The 21,561-nt window shown below is 33.5% G+C and carries 21 protein-coding genes, 2 other RNA genes and 1 riboswitch; of the genes, 21 read left to right on the top strand and 2 right to left on the bottom strand.

Annotation, left to right across the window (positions count from 1 at the left end; genetic code table 11):
- Positions 1-137: 137 nt before the first annotated feature.
- On the top strand, positions 138-3,797 hold the full coding sequence (locus tag AC0L0O_RS17045; protein ID WP_098639001.1) for a dynamin family protein: 3,660 nt from the start codon (positions 138-140) through the stop codon (positions 3,795-3,797).
- A gap of 3 nt (positions 3,798-3,800) precedes the next feature.
- Here AC0L0O_RS17045 and AC0L0O_RS17040 read toward each other — a convergent pair whose 3' ends face one another.
- Positions 3,801-4,055, bottom strand: a complete 255-nt coding sequence (locus AC0L0O_RS17040) for a DUF3931 domain-containing protein (protein ID WP_000369736.1) — start codon at positions 4,053-4,055, stop codon at positions 3,801-3,803.
- Positions 4,056-4,127: 72 nt separating this feature from the next.
- Here AC0L0O_RS17040 and AC0L0O_RS17035 point away from each other — a divergent pair, with 72 nt between their 5' ends.
- The 5 genes from AC0L0O_RS17035 to ssrS (AC0L0O_RS17015) all read left to right on the top strand — a co-directional run bounded on the left by AC0L0O_RS17035 (position 4,128) and on the right by ssrS (AC0L0O_RS17015) (position 6,229).
- Positions 4,128-4,595, top strand: coding sequence for a GNAT family N-acetyltransferase (locus tag AC0L0O_RS17035; protein WP_001103523.1), 468 nt, complete (start codon positions 4,128-4,130; stop codon positions 4,593-4,595).
- A 21-nt stretch (positions 4,596-4,616) separates the two neighbouring features.
- A complete protein-coding gene (locus AC0L0O_RS17030) occupies positions 4,617-4,889 on the top strand; it encodes a YpbS family protein (protein ID WP_000451813.1) in 273 nt (90 codons plus the stop codon).
- A 2-nt stretch (positions 4,890-4,891) separates the two neighbouring features.
- Positions 4,892-5,725, top strand: a complete 834-nt coding sequence (locus AC0L0O_RS17025) for a sulfurtransferase (protein WP_000637550.1) — start codon at positions 4,892-4,894, stop codon at positions 5,723-5,725.
- A gap of 116 nt (positions 5,726-5,841) precedes the next feature.
- Positions 5,842-6,024: non-coding RNA, 6S RNA (ssrS, locus tag AC0L0O_RS17020), on the top strand.
- Positions 6,025-6,045: 21 nt separating this feature from the next.
- A non-coding RNA gene (ssrS, locus tag AC0L0O_RS17015) (6S RNA) lies at positions 6,046-6,229 on the top strand.
- A 175-nt stretch (positions 6,230-6,404) separates the two neighbouring features.
- Here the strand turns inward: ssrS (AC0L0O_RS17015) and AC0L0O_RS17010 are convergent.
- A complete protein-coding gene (locus AC0L0O_RS17010; protein WP_001235537.1) occupies positions 6,405-6,854 on the bottom strand; it encodes a hypothetical protein in 450 nt (149 codons plus the stop codon).
- Between the two features lie 83 nt (positions 6,855-6,937).
- On the opposite strand from AC0L0O_RS17010, the gene AC0L0O_RS17005 reads away from it, so the two are divergent.
- The 15 genes from AC0L0O_RS17005 (at position 6,938) to AC0L0O_RS16935 (ending at position 21,475) form a co-directional block, all read left to right on the top strand.
- On the top strand, positions 6,938-7,249 hold the full coding sequence (locus tag AC0L0O_RS17005) for a hypothetical protein (protein WP_000169024.1): 312 nt from the start codon (positions 6,938-6,940) through the stop codon (positions 7,247-7,249).
- 3 nt (positions 7,250-7,252) lie between these two features.
- Positions 7,253-8,488 (top strand): glutathionylspermidine synthase family protein, encoded by a 1,236-nt coding sequence (locus AC0L0O_RS17000; protein ID WP_473785898.1) that lies wholly within the window; start codon positions 7,253-7,255, stop codon positions 8,486-8,488.
- Complete coding sequence (locus AC0L0O_RS16995) at positions 8,485-8,871, top strand: DUF350 domain-containing protein (protein WP_000606864.1); 387 nt, start codon at positions 8,485-8,487, stop codon at positions 8,869-8,871. The genes AC0L0O_RS17000 and AC0L0O_RS16995 overlap by 4 nt, the downstream gene beginning before the upstream one ends.
- A gap of 183 nt (positions 8,872-9,054) precedes the next feature.
- Positions 9,055-9,220: riboswitch (M-box (ykoK) riboswitch) on the top strand.
- A gap of 343 nt (positions 9,221-9,563) precedes the next feature.
- Entirely contained in the window at positions 9,564-10,289 is a 726-nt protein-coding gene (locus tag AC0L0O_RS16990; protein ID WP_000964960.1) for a P-type ATPase actuator domain-containing protein, read from the top strand.
- Positions 10,290-10,419: 130 nt separating this feature from the next.
- Positions 10,420-11,286 (top strand): 5'-3' exonuclease, encoded by an 867-nt coding sequence (locus tag AC0L0O_RS16985; RefSeq protein WP_000757055.1) that lies wholly within the window; start codon positions 10,420-10,422, stop codon positions 11,284-11,286.
- Positions 11,287-11,644: 358 nt separating this feature from the next.
- Entirely contained in the window at positions 11,645-11,785 is a 141-nt protein-coding gene (locus AC0L0O_RS16980) for an FbpB family small basic protein (RefSeq protein ID WP_001228048.1), read from the top strand.
- 328 nt (positions 11,786-12,113) lie between these two features.
- A complete protein-coding gene (locus AC0L0O_RS16975) occupies positions 12,114-13,307 on the top strand; it encodes an acyltransferase family protein (RefSeq protein ID WP_001083060.1) in 1,194 nt (397 codons plus the stop codon).
- Positions 13,308-14,051, top strand: coding sequence for a YveK family protein (locus tag AC0L0O_RS16970; protein ID WP_000806891.1), 744 nt, complete (start codon positions 13,308-13,310; stop codon positions 14,049-14,051).
- Positions 14,038-14,658 carry a CpsD/CapB family tyrosine-protein kinase gene (locus AC0L0O_RS16965; RefSeq protein WP_025988740.1) on the top strand — a complete coding sequence of 207 codons (621 nt, stop codon included), beginning with the start codon at positions 14,038-14,040 and terminating at the stop codon, positions 14,656-14,658. Before AC0L0O_RS16970 ends, AC0L0O_RS16965 begins: the two co-directional genes overlap by 14 nt.
- A gap of 18 nt (positions 14,659-14,676) precedes the next feature.
- Entirely contained in the window at positions 14,677-15,315 is a 639-nt protein-coding gene (locus tag AC0L0O_RS16960; protein WP_000617635.1) for a sugar transferase, read from the top strand.
- Positions 15,316-15,357: 42 nt separating this feature from the next.
- Positions 15,358-16,794, top strand: a complete 1,437-nt coding sequence (locus AC0L0O_RS16955) for an oligosaccharide flippase family protein (protein WP_473785897.1) — start codon at positions 15,358-15,360, stop codon at positions 16,792-16,794.
- A gap of 3 nt (positions 16,795-16,797) precedes the next feature.
- On the top strand, positions 16,798-18,012 hold the full coding sequence (locus AC0L0O_RS16950; RefSeq protein WP_473785896.1) for an O-antigen ligase family protein: 1,215 nt from the start codon (positions 16,798-16,800) through the stop codon (positions 18,010-18,012).
- Positions 17,987-18,787, top strand: coding sequence for a glycosyltransferase family 2 protein (locus AC0L0O_RS16945; RefSeq protein WP_000237692.1), 801 nt, complete (start codon positions 17,987-17,989; stop codon positions 18,785-18,787). The genes AC0L0O_RS16950 and AC0L0O_RS16945 overlap by 26 nt, the downstream gene beginning before the upstream one ends.
- Positions 18,784-19,836: a glycosyltransferase family 4 protein gene (locus AC0L0O_RS16940; RefSeq protein WP_001023716.1), complete on the top strand. Its 1,053-nt coding sequence runs from the start codon at positions 18,784-18,786 to the stop codon at positions 19,834-19,836. Before AC0L0O_RS16945 ends, AC0L0O_RS16940 begins: the two co-directional genes overlap by 4 nt.
- Positions 19,837-19,927: 91 nt before the next feature.
- Positions 19,928-21,475 carry a hypothetical protein gene (locus tag AC0L0O_RS16935; protein WP_000006047.1) on the top strand — a complete coding sequence of 516 codons (1,548 nt, stop codon included), beginning with the start codon at positions 19,928-19,930 and terminating at the stop codon, positions 21,473-21,475.
- The last annotated feature ends 86 nt before the right edge of the window (positions 21,476-21,561 follow it).

Below are 21,561 nucleotides of genomic sequence, written 5' to 3'. Positions count from 1 at the left end.
TTAATGAGAATATGCTGAAAATTTAGTATGATAGTAAAGTGAAACGGTAATCAATGAGAGGATGTATCTCCTGTTGATTATGAGCTCGCAAATAGCGGGGAAAAGTATATACATCTTGGATAAAGGGGAACAAGGGGATGACAAACATAGTACAGACAAACGGTATGAAAAAACTTGTTTGTTTTTATGAAGAGTGGCAAAAACACGGCGATGCAGAGAATAGCTTAAAGTTGTTTGAAGTGATTCAAAAATATAAACGAGAGCAGCTTATGATAGCATTCTGCGGTCACTTCTCAGCAGGGAAATCTACGATGATGAATCATCTATATAAAGCGCAGTTGTTACCGACAAGTCCAATTCCGACAAGCGCTAACGTCGTTAAAATTGAAAAGGGGTCTGATCGTGTTGTTGTAACGATTAAATCTGGAGAGCAGTACGAATATGACGGTGCATATTCAGCAGAAGAATTAAAACAAATTTGTAAAGATGGCGATGAGGTAATTGGTGTTCATATTTATCGGAATGATGCTCCAATTCCTGAAGGTGTTATGTTAGTTGATACACCAGGAATTGATTCAACAGATGATGCCCATCAACTAGCGACAGAATCAACGCTGCATCTAGCAGACGTAATTTTTTATATGATGGATTATAATCACGTCCAATCGGAAGTGAATTTACAATTTGTTAAAGAATTGAAACAACGTAATAAAACGGTTTATCTCGTTGTAAATCAAATAGATAAACATAAAGAAAATGAATTATCGTTTGCGGATTATAGAGATAGTGTAAAACAATCGTTCTCTAACTGGGATATTGAAGTAGATGGAGTTTATTATACATCATTACGAATGATGAACCATCCACATAATGAAATTGAAAACCTAGAAACGTTAATTACTTCTATTATGAAAGAAAAAAAGCAGTATGTAAGAGATGGAATGGAGCGAGAAACAGAATATTTAATGGGAGAACATGTCTCGTTTATTCTTTATGAAAATGAAAAAGCTCTTTTGAAATATGAGGAAGAGTTAGCATCACCGCTTTCTATTTCAGAGATAGTTGAAAAGAAAGAAGGGCTAACTGAAACGAAACATCGAGAGGCTAGTAAAGAGTCTCATGTGAGAAACGAATTTATAAAAGGCTTACAAGCTATATTAGATAACGCGTATTTAATGCCGTTTGAAATGAGAGAATTGGCAAATGCGTACTTAGAAACGAAATTAACAAAATTTAAAGTTGGTTTGCTATTTGCGAAAGGAAAGACTGAGCAAGAAAAACAGAGACGTTTAGATGCTTTTTATTCAGCTTTGCAAAAGACGGTTGAAACGCAACTGGATTTTCATGTGAAAGAATTTATTGTTGCCTTCTTAAAAGAAGAAGGGTTGTTTACAGAGGAAATTGGGAAAGACATATATGCTCTAGAGATTGCCTTCGGACCAGAAATGTTAGCCGAAGTAATTAAACAAGGTGCAGGTTTCACAGGTGATTACTTACTTCTTTATACAGCGGATGTAGCGAATGAACTGAAGAAACGTTATTTTACAAAAGCACAACAAATTTTTGATAAAAGTGCAGTCGTTTTAAAGAAAAAGGTAAAGGAAGCAGTTGCTCGTATTGAAGAAGAGATTGAAACATATACGATGTTGCAAACGGCAAAAGAAACAAAATTGCAATACAGTAACAATTTGGAGACGTATGAAAGTTATTTACAAAATGTTTGGCATGAGCGTGTTGCTACGCCAGAAGGGTTGCAAATAGAAGAGATATTGCAAAGTGAAAAACAAATTGTTAGTGAGAAATTCACATTACAAGCGCAGGAAGTTGTAAATGATAACGTAGCGGCTCATGAGGAAGAGATAAAAGGAACGGCAGCTTTAAATATTCAGCGTATATTAGAGAAAGTGAAGAAAGCTGAAACGATATTAGAGCCATTGCCAGCGCTAAAACATGTACAACAAGAGATAATAGAAAAAAGGCGCCGTGTGGAAACGAAACAATTTACAGTAGCGTTATTCGGAGCTTTTAGTGCTGGGAAATCATCATTTGCCAATGCATTGCTTGGTGAGAAGGTACTTCCTGTATCACCAAATCCGACGACGGCAACGATTAATCAAATTTTGCCGGTTACAGAGGAAAAACCACACGGAACAGTAATGGTTCAATTTAAATCAAAGCAAGCCTTATTAGAAGATATGAAAGCTGTTTATAAGCTGTTTCATTATGAGATTACTACGTTAGATGAAGCGTTAGCACAAATTGATAAAGTTATGAAATATCCTTCACCAACTGGGAAGCAAAAAACAACATTTAGCTTTTTACGAGCGGTACAAAAAGGATATGATACGGTTTCTACGCATTTAGGTGAGCAAGTACAAGTTACATTAGAAGAGTTTTCTGATTATGTAGCGAATGAAGAAAAATCATGTTTTGTTGAGTATATGGAGCTATATTATGATTGTGCTTTAACAAGGCAAGGGGTAGCGCTTGTAGACACACCTGGAGCGGATTCTATTAACGCCCGCCATACAGACGTTGCGTTCCAGTATATTAAAAACGCAGATGCTATTTTATTTGTAACGTATTATAATCACGTGTTTTCTCGTGCTGACCGTGAATTTTTAATTCAGCTTGGTCGTGTAAAGGATACTTTTGCTCTTGATAAAATGTTCTTCTTAATTAATGCGGCCGATTTAGCAGAGTCTGAAGAAGAACTTGAAATGGTAAAAGGTTATATCGCAGACCAGCTACTGCAATACGGTATTAGAAATCCACGTTTATTTGCAATTTCAAGTTTATGTGCGCTTGAAGAGAAACAAGGAAAAAATATTGGAAAAGAGAAGTACGGTATTTTACAAAACTCTGGGATTGCTAAGTTCGAGGAATCATTTACATCCTTTATGATGAGGGATTTAATGCTCGTATCTGTTCATGCTTTATATGGTGCACTGCAAGGGGCAGATCACCTGTTAGTAAATATGATAAATGGTGCAAAGCAGGGGAATGAAGAGAAAGAGAAGCAAACGAAAAAATATGAAGCAGAGCGTGATCAACTACTTCATATTATTTCATCATATAGTGTGCTTGCTGAAGAACAGGCGATGCAAAATGAAGTGAAAGAATTGCTTTATTACGTACAACAACGACTATTCCTACGTTATAACGATGTGTTTACTGAATTTATTAATCCGGCATCGCTTCGAACGGACGGAAATGTGAAAGTGCAGTTGCAGCAGTGTGTTATGGAATTAGTAGCATTTATTCAGCATGATTTATTACAAGAAATGCGTGCAACATCATTACGTCTTGAGAAATGGATAGACGAAACGATGAAGCGTGCTAAGAATGAAATTGTGGTGAGCTGTAAAGTAGAAAATGAATCAATTTCTATGAATGGAACAGTGGAATATGAATATAAAGATATTACACATAAAGAACCGTTCCCTTCAGTTGAAATAAAAGATTTCAAAAAAGCACTGGCACACTTTAAAAATGAGAAAAGCTTTTTTGAAAAGAATGACAAAGCTTTTATGCAAGAAGACGCTAAATCTGTATTAGAACCTCTCGTATCAAACTATGTAGCTGATGAAAAAGATTTATTTATTCATCATTATAAGCAAGAGTGGGATTTAAAATGGGACTTATTCCAAAAAGTGATGCAGCAAGATGTGATGAATTATTATGAAAGTGTATTATTTGCATTGGCTGCAACGATTGATGTATCACTGTATGAACAAAGTAAAGAACAATTGCAAAAGCAATTAGTAGAGATTGAAAAAGAAATTTATGTGATGTAGTCGTTATGAAAAAAAGATTCGTTCAATTTTCTTTTGTAGTACCGTATCTAAAGATTTGACAAACCCAGCAAATTCATCGGTAGAAATCATATGAGTAAGAACGAGTCGTCTGCCGTCTGGTGTTTCACCGCATAAGACGAATGAAGAAAATTCATATGTTTTGTTTTCTACTACTAATTTTGGATAGGCATACGTGTCGCTCTTCTTTTTCTTTCCATCAATAGAGATGACGTTGCATTTTTTCTCATTGTTGTCCATGGTGAATCCCTCCTTTCTATTACTTATGGTAGACAAGGAGGGTTTAGAACAATAGAGAAGGGGGAATTTTTTATGAATGTTGTAATAGAACGTATTTCGAAAGAAGCTGTACCAAAACCTTTATTATTGCTTGCTGATCCAAGTGAAGGGCAGATTGATACATATGTACAAAGAGGGAAAACATATGTAGCTAAGCAAGAGGGAAGAGTTATTGGTGTATATGTTCTTTTGGAAACAAGACCGAAGACGATGGAAATTATGAATATTGCGGTTGTAGAGCATTTGCAAGGGAAAGGTATTGGAAAGAAATTATTAGAGCATGCGGTAGAAACTGCTAAAGAACATGGTATGTCAAAACTTGAAGTTGGTACAGGTAATTCTAGTGTCTCACAACTTGCTTTATATCAAAAATGTGGATTTCGTATTTTTTCTATTGATTTTGATTACTTTTCGAAGCATTATGAAGAAGAGATTATTGAAAATGGGATTGTATGCCGTGATATGATTCGGCTTGCAATGGAATTGAATGAGAACGTATAACTTATTTAGGGGGAAGAGAAGATGGAAGTACATAAAGCAATTACAGCACATTCTCGTAAACAAAATGAAAGTGTAAAAGCATGTTTACAATTAGATGCGCAGCGTGAAGCAGCTATTGAAGCTGCTGTATCACTTGCGTCAAATGGGAAAGAATTTTCGGTTGATGTCATTAATGTTGTAACGAAGCAAATTAATGCTCTTGCAAAAAATGGTGTTACCTTGCAGCGTAAATATGTTACAAAAGAAATGGTTATGGAGTATGTAAGTCGTTTGAAAGAGAAAGAAGGTCGTTAAAGATGATAGTTACAGTCGAATGGTTACGTGAGCATATAGAAGATGAGAACGTCCGTATAATCGATTGTCGTTTTGATTTAGCGAATCCTAATTGGGGTAGAGAAAAGTATGAGGAAGAACATATTCCTCATGCATTATATTTTGATTTGAATGTAGATTTATCAAGTCCTGTAACAGAACATGGTGGCCGCCATCCGTTGCCAAATGTTGAGGAGTTTGCAGACAAGCTTTCGCAAGCTGGCATTGATGAACATATGACAGTAATTGCATATGACAGTGAAGCGGGTGCAAATGCTTCTCGTCTTTGGTGGTTATTAAACTATGTAGGACATGAGAAAGTATATATATTAGATGGCGGATTTCCAGCTTGGAAAGAGAATGGACTACCGATAACACCGGAAATTCCTGTTGTTATACGAAAGACATTCAAAGCAAATATACAAGATCATATGCTTGTAACGATGGAAACGGTTAGAGAGAACATCGATGCAGGTAAAGATGTTACATTAATTGATTCCAGAGAGCCAAAACGTTATGCTGGTGTAGAGGAACTTGTTGATCCAAAAGCAGGACATATTCCAACGGCAGTAAACTATTTTTGGAAGGATGGTATGCTACAATCAGGACAATTTAAGAATGAAGCTCAGCAACAAGAACGATTCCAAAATCTTTCGAAAGATAAGGAAACAATTGTATATTGTGGTTCTGGTGTTACAGCATGTCCAAATATCGTTGCATTGAAATTAGCTGGATTCCAAAATGTTAAATTGTATGCAGGTAGCTGGAGTGATTGGATTTCTTATCCAGAAAATCAAATTGCAAAAGAAGAAGATTAATCACTTGCATGCAAAAATAATTTGTATTAAAATAAGGTCACAAGCAAGAGATTGCTCGAAAAACTTTGTATTTTACACATTGGAAACAATGTGATAATATAACGACAAGTAAATAACACATCCTGCGGTGTACGTAACTTATTTATGTCTAAAACCGATGTTAGTTATACGGAAGCTCAATATTTAGTGACCATCATCAAGCCTTCCTTGTGGAGGAAGATGTACGGTAACTGTGAGGGCATCCACCTGCGAGTAGCGGGTTTTTGGACATTTACGAGGAGCGGCACGTGCGGGGGTCTTATTTCAACTAACATTATATAAAATTCCTACGGTGTACGTAGCTTATGCATGTCTTAAACCAATAAGTTTAATATGGAAGTTCAATATTTAAATGTAGCTAACATGCCATCTTTTTAAGAAGGAAGTTACAAACATTTGTGAGAGCATCCACCTGTGAGAGCAGGTTTATGGACATCTAGAGAGAACGGCATATGTGGGGCTATATAAAAACCTTACGTTTTATACGTAAGGTTTTTTTGTTGCGTAAATATATTCATGTTATCCCGCTTTAATGGGCAGTAAGACCCTCACCTCAAAATTCAGTGAAAGCAAAGAAGTTAGGTGGGGGCTGATAATCAGTGAGGGATGAAGAAACCACCCCACTGATTAAAGTTTCACTTTATCTCGATTCACCTGTAAAGTTTCCATAATAAATATAGCATTTTCTATCTTCATCAATTTCTCTTGAATCTAAAGTAAACTCCATATGCATGCCGTCGTGCTGAATATATATAATATCTGAATGAAGAGATGGCAAAATCTCCTCATAGTTCCATACATCTTTACTATTTATTATGCTTGAACTCGTTTCACTTAGTTCTCTAACTTCAAAACCGATGTGGGAGTATATCGGGTCTGAAGGGTCATTTGCAAACTCTTCTTTTTGAATATATATAACTGCTGTTCCGTCTGGATCTACAGAAGTTGCAGTAACAACATATGTATTTTTATCTTTTATAAAATATTCACAAGTCATGCGTGCGATAATTTCAGCATTAGAAATATTTGTGTAATTCCATAAAGCAGGATACTTTTTCGTTTCATCATTAAGTCGATATTCTAAGCGCATTTTATCCCTCTTCTTCCTTTTTCTTCTACTTTATCATGCTATCCTATATAATAGGAATAGAATTTATAAAGGGGAGTGCGAAGGTGACAAAAACGAAATGGCTAGTAGGTGGTGTCGTAACGTCTTTAATGACTGGCACTTTATTTGGCTGTGCGCAAGATCTTCCCCCAAAACCGAATGATAAAAGTTGTTCAGATTGGGATTGGGATGATGAACTTGGGGTATGGCAGTGTGATGAGAGTAGCTCAAGTTATCGTGGGCATTACTTCTATGGCGGAACATACTATCGAAATAAATCCGCTTTTAAAAATTCATCGGCGTTTAAATCTTATCAATCGTCTGCGGAATTTAAAGGTGGAATTGGAAGCGGTTCAAAGGGAGGATTTGGGGGCTAAAATATGTCGCAATACATAAGGGATCGAAAAGATTTTTATTCGAAATATCCGAATTTTTGGTCGGATTTATATGAATGTGAGTATAGTTTGTTTCATGTTTTCTCTATAACAAATGAGACTATGAAACAATTAAAGTTAGCAACTGAACGAATGGGGAAAATATTTTTTAAGACTGCTAGACTTCTGCGTAATTTAAATGATGACCAGCTTCTTGAACTTGGGTTTCCTCCTGCGAGCTTATCGTTCATTAGAATAAAAGGATTATATCCTGAATCTGTTATTTCACGGTTTGATTTCGTTTTAACAGATGATAACCAAATTAAAATGCTTGAATTTAATAGTGATACACCAACTTTTATTATGGAATGCTTTCAAATGAATGGGAAAGTTTGCGAGCAACTAGGCTATGATGATCCAAATTCGGATCAAGAACGATTACTATCTTCTGGTATTACAAAAGCCGTAATGGAAGCGACACAGGGAATAGACAACCCAAATGTTGTTTTTACAGCACATCATGAACATATTGAGGATTGGAATACGACTATGTATTTGAGTCAGTTATGCCATGTTGAAAATAAAGTAGTGCCAATGTCAGAACTTAGAATTACAAAAGATGCTTTAGTGGATAGGGATGGAGTGCAAATTGATGTTTTATATCGCCAAACATATCCAATAGAAGATTTAATTGAGGATCAAGATCCTGAAACAGGAGATTTGGTAGGTGTGGAACTGTTGCAACTTGTAAAAGCCGGAAAGCTTTTTATAATCAATCCATTGTCAGCATTTTTACTTCAGCCCAAATCAGTTCAGTGTCTTATTTGGGGGTTAGCAGAAGAAGAGGCTTTTTATACAAATGAGGAACAACAGTGGATTAAAGAATATATGTTACCTACATATTTAGAACCGGATTTGTTTTTAGGAAAAGGTTCTTTCGTTCAAAAACCTTCATTTGGTAGAGAAGGAGACACGATCACCATTCTCGATAAGGACGAACATATTATGATTCAAAATGCACACCAAACGTATAAAGCGTCGCTGCCGATATTTCAAAAGTATACAGAACTTCCAGTCGTATCTTTGGAAACAGAAAAAGGGGTGGAGGAATTGTCGTATGTGTTTGGTTCATTTTTAATTGCTGGAAAAGCGAGTAGTATCGGTATTCGTGCGGGGGAAAAGATTACGGGAAATGAATCGTACTATTTACCGGTAGGTATAAAAAAGGAGGAAAGTATATGATTAATTTTTTATTATATTTAGCAGTAACACTTGGCCTTTTATGCATTGGTCTTCTCTTGATGGAAGTGACAACGAAAGTAAAAGAATTTAAGCTAATGGCCCAAGGAAATAAGGCGGTAAGCTATGTACTTGGAGGGCGATTACTTGGTTTAGCTATTGTTTTATATTCGACAGCAGCTAATTCCATTTCACTTCTTGATATGGTTTCGTGGGGAGCGGTTGGGATTTTGGCTCAAATTATCGTCTTTTATTTAGCTGAGTGGCTTACACCACGCTTTAATATAAACAAAAGTCTTGAAGAAGATAATCAAGCAGTCGGTCTTTTTCTTATGTTTTTATCGCTTTCAATTGGGATCGTAATTGCTGGTTGTATAACTTATTAAAAGCCTTACGTTTAAACGTAAGGTTTTTATTTTTACTAATTTTGAAATGGGTGCTTTATTCATTTGATGCGTCGAAAGAGAAATAATATGTATATGAGAGGGAATTGTTGTAATAAGGAAAAGATTCCATTCAAAGTGTTGACATCTATTTTAAATAAGAGTAACATTTTCTATGTAATAAAAATAAGTCTCTGTTAGGTGAGGCTCCTGTATAGAGAAATGCTACTGCCCAAAAATGTCGAGAGACGCCAATGGGTCAACAGGAATGATCGAATTAAGGTTTTTCTTAACGTAGCTGGTAATGTACCTATGCTATACAGTGCTAAAACTCGGCGAGGGAGAGGTCCGTAGATTTCTAATTGTATTAGGAATCGTTTATTTGTGTATGTCATGGCCTTTACTCTTTTCAGAGTAAAGGTCTTTTTGTTACAAAGCTATGCGTAATTTCATAGTATAAACTATAAAATGAAACGAGGAGGTGAGGAGCATGTCAAATTCTGACTCGGTTCCGTTACCCATATACTTCAAATCAAAAATATATGATGTAGGCAGGAAACGACTTGTTCCTCCCTTTATATTTATCATCATGTAGCGTTTATATGTATGTTTAAGCGCTAGACACTTTCACAGGAAAGTGGATAAATTGAGAAACAAAGCGTTTCTTCCTATGTTGTAAAGGAGGAGACGATAATATGTTATATGCAAACAAAACTGTGGGTAACACGTCATATAAATTAAGTAAAAAATCAATGAAAGAACAAACATTGCTTCAAAAAAATAAAGATTTATTAATTGAAATCGCAACGAGAGATGTAAAATCTGTATTTGCGTATTTTAAAACAACAAGAGACGGATTATCTATGAAAGAGGCACAAAAACGCATTCAAGTATACGGCCGAAATGAATTAACTTCAAAAAGAGCTCGTATTGCGGAAGTGATGATGAAGCTAAGTGAAATGATACCAGGTTTTTCAAAACAACATGTGCGTGATGGATTACAATGTGAGAAGATTACTGTGTCTCGAGTAGAATGTTCTAGTGTAACAGGTGTAAACGGTGAATTAAAAATGATGAATTTGCCAGTACAAGAGCTTGTTCCTGGAGATATGATTTTCCTTTCAGAAGGTGATACAGTACCAGCAGATGTACGTATTATTTATGCAAATGATTTATTAGTAAATGAATCTGTGCTAACAGGAAACGATGCGAATATTGAGAAATTTGAAAGCTGCTATCACCTTGAGCGCAAACGTTTTATGCCTTTAAAAAGAATGAAAGACTATAATCCACTTGAACTTGAAAACGTATGTTTCAAAGGGACGTATATTGTTGGTGGAAATGCGAAGGCTGTAGTAGTTTCGACTGGGAAAAATACGTATTCAGGGATTCTTCATATTTGTTGTAGTAGAACGTCTTAATGTGTAAATGATGCGAAATATACAAAAACAATGTATAATAGACAAAGTTGAAAAAACGTAGAATGGTAATCTATTTATATAACCTTACGTAATGACGTGGGGTTATTATTTTTTTGGTAGGAGAGGAATTATGAAAAAAGTATTATTAGTTGATGGTATGGCACTATTATTTCGTGCTTTTTATGCAACAAGTGTCTACGGACAGTTTATGAAACGACAAGATGGTACCCCTACAAACGGGATTCATGGTTATATGAAACATTTATTAACAGCAATGCAAGCAATTGAACCGACTCATATCGTAACATGCTGGGATATGGGTAGTACGACATTTAGAACAGAATCGTTCTCAAATTATAAAGCGAATCGTGCAGCGCCGCCTGAAGAATTAATTCCGCAATTTGATTTAGTACAAGAAATGACTGCGAAATTATCCGTGCCAGTCATCGGTATGAAAGGGTATGAAGCGGATGATTGTATCGGTACACTAGCAAAACAATACTGCAATGAAGCGGAAGTTTATATTTTAACAGGTGATACGGATTTACTTCAGCTTGTTGATAAGAACGTTACAGTTATGCTTCTGCGCAAAGGAATGGGAAATTACGAGTATTATACACCAGAGAAAATTATGGAAGAAAAAGGTGTAGAACCGTGGCAAATCGTGCATGCGAAAGCTTTCATGGGGGATACGAGTGATAATTACCCAGGTGTAAAAGGTATTGGTGAAAAAACAGCATATAAGCTTATTCAAGAACATGGTACAGTAGCAACTGTACTAGAAAATGTGGCATCATTAACGAAAGCGCAACGTACGAAGATCGAAAGTGATTTAGAGAATTTAAATATTTCATTACAATTAGCGCAAATTCATTGTGAAGTTCCTATTTCATGTTCAATAGAAGAAGGATTACACACAATAGATGAAGAAAAATTAAGATTCGTTTGTGAAGAAATGAATTGGGGAAGACCTGAAATGTTAATCAATATGTTGTAAATAGTTTGAAAAGAAGGATGTTGCATGAGTCAAAATTTGACTAGGTGCCACCTTCTTTTTTATTTTGAAAAAAAGAATTTTAGTAGATGAAAGTATATGGAATGTAGCTTAAAATATATAAATATTTCGACAAGATAAATTGATATAAGATGATGCAAATGGCGATTTATGTAATTGAATGAACCGACTATAAAATTGTTTTAGGGAGTCTCTTTTTTGAGTGTTCACAAAGTTGTCAGAAAATAAACGGAATTTTCATATGAAGTTCAAATGGAATTCACAACAATCAATTATTATAAGAACAACCAGATAATTCTTTATCTTTTATATAAACCATCCCCCAAGGAGGACAATGAAAATGAGAAAAAAAGTGAGAAAATCTTTTAAACAATTATTAATTGAAAATAAACAATCACTATTAAATAATAAAGAAAATATGAAAGAAATTGAGGAACGAATTGAGAAACGACATGTAGCATATAGTGGTGCTAGTAATTAAATAAAATAAAAAAGATAGCCTATAAAGGCTATCTTTTTTATTTTATATTGGAAAAAACGCTATTCCTATCTTTAATCTTGTAAATATACAAGATATTTTTATAGTGCTTTTCTAGCAATATTTTTCATTTTTCGAGGTTGAAATTGGTATATACCAATTAAAGAGATTAACTATTCTTAATATAGCAAAAAGTGTTACAATACATTGAAAATTACGCTATAAATCATTTTAATATGAAAAATTGGAATGAAAAGAAAGGAGAGGAATATGAATAATGGTGTCGCTTTGAAATGATTATTATCATTTCATTAGGAGTTGATATAAAGCGATGAATAGGTATGAAGAACTGGATTCAATTAGAGGGATTTCTTCATTAGTAGTAATGATTGGCCATCATTTAATGATTTTTTCAGTATTTCAAAATTACAGTTATGAAGATAATAAACCATTTGTTATGTATCTATTAAAAGAAACACCTGCTCGTCTTGTTTTTAGTAGTGGTAACGAATCTGTTATTATCTTTTTTGTTTTGAGTGGATTTGTTTTGTATGAATCTATTCAAAAAAATTATGATAGCTATAGGTCATTCCTTGTAAAGCGTATATGCAGAATTTATATTCCTTATATCGTAGCAATACTTATAGCTATTTTATGCCAAACTACAATGAGTGAATATGGAATTTCTCATTTAAGTGAATGGTTTAATCGCTCATGGACGATTGAAAGTTCTTTAAGCCTAATCGTGCAGCATATATTATTGGTTGGGAAATATAATACAGATGCATATAACGGCGTAATTTGGTCACTTGTTCATGAAATGCGAATATCAATCATTTTCCCGTTAGTTTTGATGGTTTGTTTACGAAAAACGTTGAGAGATTCGTTATTGACATTGTTTAGTTTTAGTATATGCTCTGTTGCGATATTATTTTTATTTCGCTCGAGTTTAACATTAACAAGCTATATGTTAACACCACATTACACGGTGCTATTTTTACTAGGGGCACTAGTTGCGAAGTATAAAAATAATGTAATAGTTTTTTATAGTAATCGTACTAAAAATGAGAAAATTGCATGGTTTTTATTAGCGATTTTACTTTATATGTATGAAGGGCTTATCGGAGAAATTAAAGTGCTCAATAATTTTATATTGCGAGACTACGTAGTAGCGATAAGTGCATGTTTATTTGTCATATTAAGTTTATCAGTATCAACTTTGTCATCGTTGTTACGTAATAAATACTTGTTATATTTGGGGAAGATTTCTTACAGTCTTTATTTATACCATATCATATCGTTATTTTCCCTTATATACATGCTTCATGAAATATTGCCGTTGCCTATTATTTTAATTTTTTCACTCGTTTTTTCGTTTATACTTGCGGTGCTTTCGTATATATTTGTAGAAAAATTTGCATTCAGAGTCGGAAAGTATGTAACAAAGCAAGCGAATAGAAAGAAGAAAGGGTTATCTGTAAAAAATGATGTGCAGAATATGAATCAGACAAAGGCGGTGAAATAATTGAAGCAAGAAATTAGTATGAAGGATTTTCAACAGTTATTGAAAAGAAGGATAGTAACAATTATTTTGACGATGTGCTGTTTAACTGTTTCTCTAATTCTTATCTCTATGTACGTATTAAAGCCTTCATATCAATATTCAACACAAATTCTCGTTGGGAATTTAGATGAGTTTAATAAGGAGAATGCGGCGAATAAAACACAGGAAAATAAGCAACTCGTAACATCTTATGTTGATATATTAAAAAGTCCACTCATTATTTCAACAGTGAAAAAAACTTTGAAATTAGAGCAATCAAGTCATGAACTAGCACAAAAAATTTCAGTGGTGAATATGGACAACTCACAAATTGTTACTGTTACAGTAAAAGATTCGGATCCTATAATCGTAAAAGAAATTGTAAAGTCATTGGCAGAACAATCTCAAAAAAGCTTTCAACAGTATACGAATGTGCAGGGGGTAAAAATATTAACTGATCCTGAGTTACAGGAAAAAGCTGAAAAGTTGTTTCCGAAATTTAAACTTATCATTCCTATCTCTGTAATTGTTAGTTTTTTTGTTGGGATAGGTTTAGCAGTATTTCGAGATTATTTTGATGAACGTATATACGTGGAACAGGATTTAGAGAAGATAACAACAGTTCCTGTAATTGGTCACATAAATATGGAACCGAAAAGAAAAAAGGAATCTACAGAAGTTGATCCGCAATCAGCTATATATCGAGGTGAACATGTCGATGTTTAAAACAAAGAAACAGCTTCTATTTAATCCGCATGATGCTCTAATGAAAGAGCAGTTTTATACTGTGTATCACGAGTTGAAAAAAACAGGAAAACAAGTATTCACAGTTATTTCAACGAAGGATAGAGGCGTTGTTGCTCAGCTTATAGTAAATATAGGGCTAGTGTTTGCAGAAATGAAAAAAAAGGTGTTACTTATCGATGTGAATTTTTCTGATCCTAAACTACATCTACTATTACAAAGTAATCATACGAAAACAGTGAATGATATAATAAGCGATTTCACCTGTAGTTATGAATCTTTTTCTAGTAATTTATCTAAATACTTATATTGTATTCCTGCCAAAAAAACAGTACACACCGGAACGACTTTAGTTTCTATGGATGAATTTGATCGTGCAATTGCGAAGTGGAGAGAAGATTTTGATTATATTTTTTTGTATTCTTCTGAAGTATTTGAGCTTCCTGCTACGCACATTAGTGCAGGGAAATGCGATGGAGTGATCTTAGCAGTCAAAAAGCGAAAAGATTCCCTACGTACCGTGCAAAAAGCAATAACTGATATAAAAAAGAAAGAATGTGAATTAATGGGTATAGTTTTATATTCTTGAATGTGGGGGTAACGAACTATGATTCGTGAAACAAATCAAGCCAAGTTGTATGCGATTCCAGATCCAGAAAAGAACAGTATTTTGAATCGAAGTATAAAGCGCTTGTTTGATATTATATTTTCACTCATATTGTTACTAGTAACGCTACCAATAATGTTGTTCTTTTGTATTATGATTGCTTTCGAAACGGCAGGAGCTCCAATCTATTTTCAAGAACGTTTAGGTATTAATGGGAAGAAATTTAATGTATTTAAATTAAGGTCGATGGTAAAAGAGGCTGAAATAAATGGACCACAATGGGCAGATGAAAATGATTCAAGAATTACTAAAGTTGGATCATTTATAAGAAAAACGAGAATTGATGAGTTACCGCAACTTTTAAATATTTTAAAAGGTGATATGTCTTTTGTGGGACCTAGACCAGAGAGAGAGTATTTTTATAAACAATTTGATACGTATATTCCAGAATTCAAAGACCGCTTAATCGTGAAACCAGGGTTAACAGGATGGGCACAAATAAATGGAGGGTATAATCTTGATGCAAAAGAAAAATTGAAGTTGGACATGGAGTATATTGAAATGAAAACGATCAGGATGGATATTCGTATTTTATGTAAAACTGTTTTAATTGTATTGAACGGTAATGGTGCAAGATAAATATATGTAAGTAGGCTAGGTTGCTTGCAAAGGAGAGCAGGTATGGGTAAATCTATTTTAAATAATATTATCCATCTATTTTATAGCACGATTTTAGCTAATCTTCTTCAGGCTGTAAGTTTAATTGCTTTAGCAAATTTTTTTAATGCACAACATTATGGAATGTTTAGTGTTGCCATAGCAGTGACGTTTGTTATGTTATTTTTCACAGATTTAGGACTTACTAACACTTTTCTTCGAGAAGGGGCAAAAGATGGCGTAGACTTAGGGAAGATTTTATCGTCGTATATAAAAATAAGGATGATCCTACTTATTTTTATTTCTATAATCGGTTATATTGCTATTCATTATATGTATGCGGATAGAAATGTAATTTACATGATGATAAACGTAATGTTTTTCATGTTAATAGGATTAACTTTCCAAAATATAGGGATTGCCTACTTTCAGTTGATGGAACGAATGAAGTATATAGCACTTATTAAAGTTGTATCAGCGTCAGTTGTTATCATCATTACATGTTTTTGTATTTTCGGAGAGTTACCGGTGTATGTAACAGCTCGTTTATATGCTTTTGGGTATATGATCGGTGGTTTGTTCAGCATATATATCATGAGAAAAAAGACGAAAATGAATATGAAAGTCGTAATTCATAAAGCATTATTTTGGCAATTAACTCCTTTTATTATTAGCGGTTTTTTAATAATGAGCACCCCGCAATTAGCGCCTATCTTACTTAACTATACATTGCCACTAAGTATGGTCGGTGTTTTTGCAGTGGCGTACCGGATGCCAGCAGCTTTATATCAAGTGCCAGGGGTAATTGCAGGTGCGTTTTACCCAGTGCTTTTTAAGCATTATAATCAAAAAAATTTAGAAGAGCATACGAAATTAAACTTACTTCAAATAAAATCAATGGCGATTGTGGGAATCTGTATGACAATCGGTTTATATTATTTAGCACCATACTTTATTTCTATATTTTTTCATGAGGAATGGAGCAATGCAGTAGAGCCACTCCAAATATTATCCTTTCTCATTGTGCTGCAAAGTTTAAATATTGCTATAGGTGACGGCTTAACAACGAGTGGACGTCAAAATAAAAGAACGGTTGTGCAATGTATAGCATTAGTGATAGGTGGGATTATGCTTTATAGCTTTAGTAGTATTGGTGGAGTGATAGGAGCGGCTTATGCTATGGTTTTATTTGAAATTGTAGCTTTAGTTGGGTATATAGCAGTAAGTGTAGTGAGGAAGAAAATTGTATTCCAAATTGTCATACCTTATACAATTTATTTTAGCGTAACTTTTATTGGGGTGCAATATATGTTGCATACATATCATTTCATTGCGCTCGTTCTGAATACGTTAATCGTAGTAGTTGGTATATTCCTATATGATTATGAGCTGAAAAAACTTCTTCTTTCGTTTATAACAAAAACACGCAAAAAGGATTATATTACGAAACAGGGGATATAGCATATGGAAAATAATATGAAAATATCGATGAAATGGATCATGCTTCTAATATTATTTGTCATGTTAAGTAAATACAATATATATATTGGATTTTCGTTGAAGATCTATATGATTTTTTTAGTCCTATATTTTTGTTTAACAATTAAAAACTTCCATATTCAAAAGCTATATTTTCATGAAGTTGTATTTTTACTATTTTATTTCATCTATTGTTTGAGTGGAATTCTTTCTATATATTTACATGCTAGCATTCGTATGATTTTTGGTGTGTTACTTGTTTTAGGTTGTTATTTTATAATGAGAAATTTATTAGGAAATGTTGAAATAGCAACACTTGAATCATCTATTGTTTATGTAGGATTTATATTTAATATTGTAAGCTTAATACTTTATATAGTTGGTTTACAGCACTTTGGGTTATACGGTGGAGAAGAAAGAGAAATTTTTGCCGGACTATTAGTTGATAGAGGATATCCAAGATTAATTGGTTTGCTAGATGATCCTAACATTTTTATTTTTTATAATACAATATTTTTTATGTATTATATGACAAATTTACATAATATGACGAACATTTTAGGATTGATTTTATGTGTTACGACAAGTTTATTAACTTTTTCAAGGGGAGGAATATTAGCGCTTGTGCTTGTCATTTTTGTATATGTATGTACTTCTAGTTTTGCAAAAAAAATAAAAATAATGATGAGTTTACTATTGTTTGGTGTAGTGATCTTTAGTTTATCTAATAGTGTAATGGGTGGCCAATTGGATGACATATTGAATAAACGAATTTCTGATTTTTCGCATGATAATGGAAGTGGCAGATTTACATTATGGGAAGCAGCTTTTAAATATTATTTATCTAATCCATATATCGGAATCGGTGCGTTTAATTTTTCGAATTATTATGAATTTCAATTTAATGAAAAATTATATGTGCACAATACATTTTTAGAAATTTTATCTGAATCGGGTACAATTGGTTTTCTTTTATATAGCGCTTTTTTATTTGTATTAATGTTCAAGTTAACGCAGTATACTTTGTTTCGTGAAAAACCGTATCTTTTATTGACTATGGTTGCATTTTTATTTCAGATGATGTCATTGTCACTCATTATTAACGAAGCGTTCTTTTTATTTTTAGCAATTGTTGTGAAGTACATTTCAATATATGAAGGAAGGGGAAAGATAGATGGTAAAATGTCTATCAGCACATAATAAGGCGCCTCATGTTTCTGTAATAACACCTTCTTATAATAGTATACGATTTATAGGTGAGACGATTGTATCTGTACAAAATCAATCATATGAAAATTGGGAGATGATTATCGTTGATGACGCTTCAACTGACGAATCTGTTACAAAAATTAAAGAGATAATAGAAGGAGACTCGCGTATTAGGTTAGTATCATTAAAAGAAAATATTGGTGCTGCTAAGGCTCGGAATATAGCAATTCAAGAGGCGAGAGGAAGGTATATTGCCTTTTTAGATAGTGATGATATATGGTTACCGCATAAATTGAAGACACAATTGTTATTTATGGAAGAAATGAGTGTGGCCTTTTCATATGCATCGTATAGTTTAATCGATGAAAACGGTAATGGACTAAATCGAGAAGTGAATGTACCGAAATCTGTTGACTATCATTGTTTGGCAGGAAATACAATTATCGGATGTTTAACAGTAATAATTGATCGTGAAAAAATTCCGCATATTGAAATGCCTAGTGTACAGCCGGAAGATACGGCGTTATGGCTGAAATTATTACATGAAGGGCATGAAGCGAAAGGGATACAGCAAGTATTAGCGAAGTATCGAATTGTAGCAAATTCGGTTTCCAGAAATAAAATTAAAGCAGCTTTTCGGTATTGGAAATTATTAAGAGACCAAAAATGTCTTAATGCAGTGCAAATCTTTTACTATTTTAGTAAGTATGCTTATCATGCCTATAGAAAAAATAAAATCAATGTAGTTGGGAAGACGCAATTATGAATATACTTTTGATGACAGATAAATTGATAACAGGCGGAGCTGAAAGTTATTTCTGTAAATTGGAAAGTAATTTGCGTTATGAGGATTTTAAGGTTTATACAGCTGCAGGTGATGGAGAGCTATATGAATCTCTTACTAGAAAAGAAAATTTTATGTTACTTAGCCGATGGAATCATTTGAGAAATATTTATTACTTACGAAACGAAATTTGTAAACGAAAGATAGAACTTATTCATGCCAATAGTTTACGGATGGTATTATATGCTTTTCTACTTCAAAAGTTTATGAAAAAAAAGATGAAAATTGTGTATACGAAGCATAATGTAACGATATTAGAGAAGAAAATGCCAACTCTTTTTCGTTATTTTATGAATAAATATGTGAACAATATTATTACAGTAAGTGAGTTTGAAAAAAATAACTTACTTTCAATGCATGTAGCTGAAGAGAAAGTAAAGACAATTTATAACGGTGTGGATATAGAAAAGTTTTTATTCCAGCAGAAAAAGAAAGAATCTATTTATAAAGTAGGGATATTAGCTAGACTATCCAAGGAGAAAAACCATCAACTATTTGTAAAAATTGCAAATGTGTTGAAAAAAAGAGATGATTTTTTGTTTTATATTGCTGGTGATGGGCCAGAAAAAGAATCTATTATGAACGAAATAGAAAAGTATGGATTGCAACAAAGGGTAACAATGTTAGGGAATATTTCAGATCCGCATAGGTTTATAGGAAATATGGATGCCTTACTTTTATTATCTTTTCGTGAAGTGTTTCCAATGGTAGTAATTGAAGCAATGGCTACAGGGACACCAATTGTTTCAATAGATGTTGGCGGAATAAATGAAGCGGTAATAAATGGAGAATCAGGTGTTTTGATACATGAATATTGCGAATCTGAATTTGCAAGTGCACTTGAGGAACTACAGGGGAATGAAGAAAAGGTGAATGATATTAGACTGAAAGCACGAGAGAAAGCAGAGAGGTATTTCTCGTTAACTAAAATGATAGAAGAAACGAAAGGTATATATGAATTAAACAAATGACCGTACAGGTCGTTTGTTTTTTTATTATAGAAACTTTTAAGAGAAAACTCACATATTATATGAAAAAGGTAATATGAGGAGTGAATTTATTTTGTCAGAATATATTTCTTCCCAAGAAGATTGTGCACCAGAAAATAGCGTTCATATTGATTGCTTTGGAGCAGTACCGAACTCAGGAAATGATAGCTCATTAGCAATTCAGCAAGCTATAAATTATTGTGTAGCGAATCGAATTTCGACGGTTAGAATTACAGGGGTAAATACGTATAAAATTGTAAAGCCAATTATTATTAAATCAAACGTAAGATTAGAGTTAGATCCTACTGTAACGCTACAAATCGATGGAGATTTTAATGTGTTTGAACTGCAACAAAATGCATCTATAACAGGTGGTACAGTTCAAGTCATAAATCCAGTGTTTCAATCTGCTGTTATTTATGTTTCCGGTTCACAACAAATAGAAGTTCCTAATCACTCTCTTATATCAAATATAAATATAATAAATGCAACGTCGTCATATAAAGGTAAGGCTATACACTTTTATTGTCAAAAAGCATGGGATTATATTAGTTTCTTTCAAGTTAACTTTATTCAAATTAAAAACTTTCAAACTGCAATACATTTAAAGACAGAATATATAGATGATATCAATACACCTTGCTGGATTAACGCAAATGTATTTCAATCTATATTTATTGATGGATGTCAGTATGGGATAGAAGTTGATGGAAACAGTGATTTACCAAATGAAAGTTCAGGAAATACGTTTCATGATATTCAAGTGCAATGTAGACAGCAAACGAAAAAAGTAATTCGTTGTACCGGCGCCTATAATACATTTGATTGTATGATTTGGGATACGTACCGGATGAGTAGTGAACAGATTGTCATTGAATTTTCTTCTAATTCGCATCGTAACTACCTTTTTTCAAATTTACTTTCTACAACTATTGTAGATAAAGGGCAATACAATGTTTGTAAGTCTACCTATGAAGAATCTCTTCGAATTCAGTTACCGATTACGTTAAATAAACCACATTTAATAGGGAATCAAGATGATATTTTAGTAAACGCTCAACAGAAGTATACTGTTAAGCAAGTAAGTGGGAAATTACCGTACGGGGGGAATCTCGCAAATTGTTTTAATTTAATAGATGAACAAAGTGTAAACTATATTGATGTTCCAGATAGTAATCCAGTTGTGATTGAACTAGATTTCACGAAAAATCCAATCAAAATGTTAAATTGTTTTGGAATGTATTTTGGGTGGGGAGAGAGCCCGAAGAAAATTAAAGTTGAATATGCATTAAATGCAACTGGAAATTGGGTTGTTGCGTCGGATGTTCCATTAAATGTAGGCGATACAATTATATCGAATATGAAGGCGAATCAGTTATATAAAGTTAGAATTACATTAAGTGGTTATTCTCAAGATCATAAGCGTTTTCGGATTAATCGTATGTTTGCAAGATCGTCGATGGAAAATGGGAATGCTTGGTTAGCGACAACTGGCGGAAGAATGTTTGGAGATATTGAAATAGAGGCAAGTAAAGGTATAATTATGAAGACTGCTAGTGGAGTGAAATGGAAAGTTACTATGAATGAAGCTGGCCAACTTATTACGACTAAAATAACTTGAGACGATGCCTAAGTGTATATCCTTGGACGAGTTATTGGGTAGGACGATAAAGGTAATGAAAAAGAGATTGTAATTTGGTTTCAACC

Source organism: Bacillus sp. GS3m_15504, from assembly GCF_055825275.1.
The sequence above is the reverse complement of the archived record's forward strand: the minus strand, read 5'-3'. Positions and strand labels throughout refer to the sequence as shown.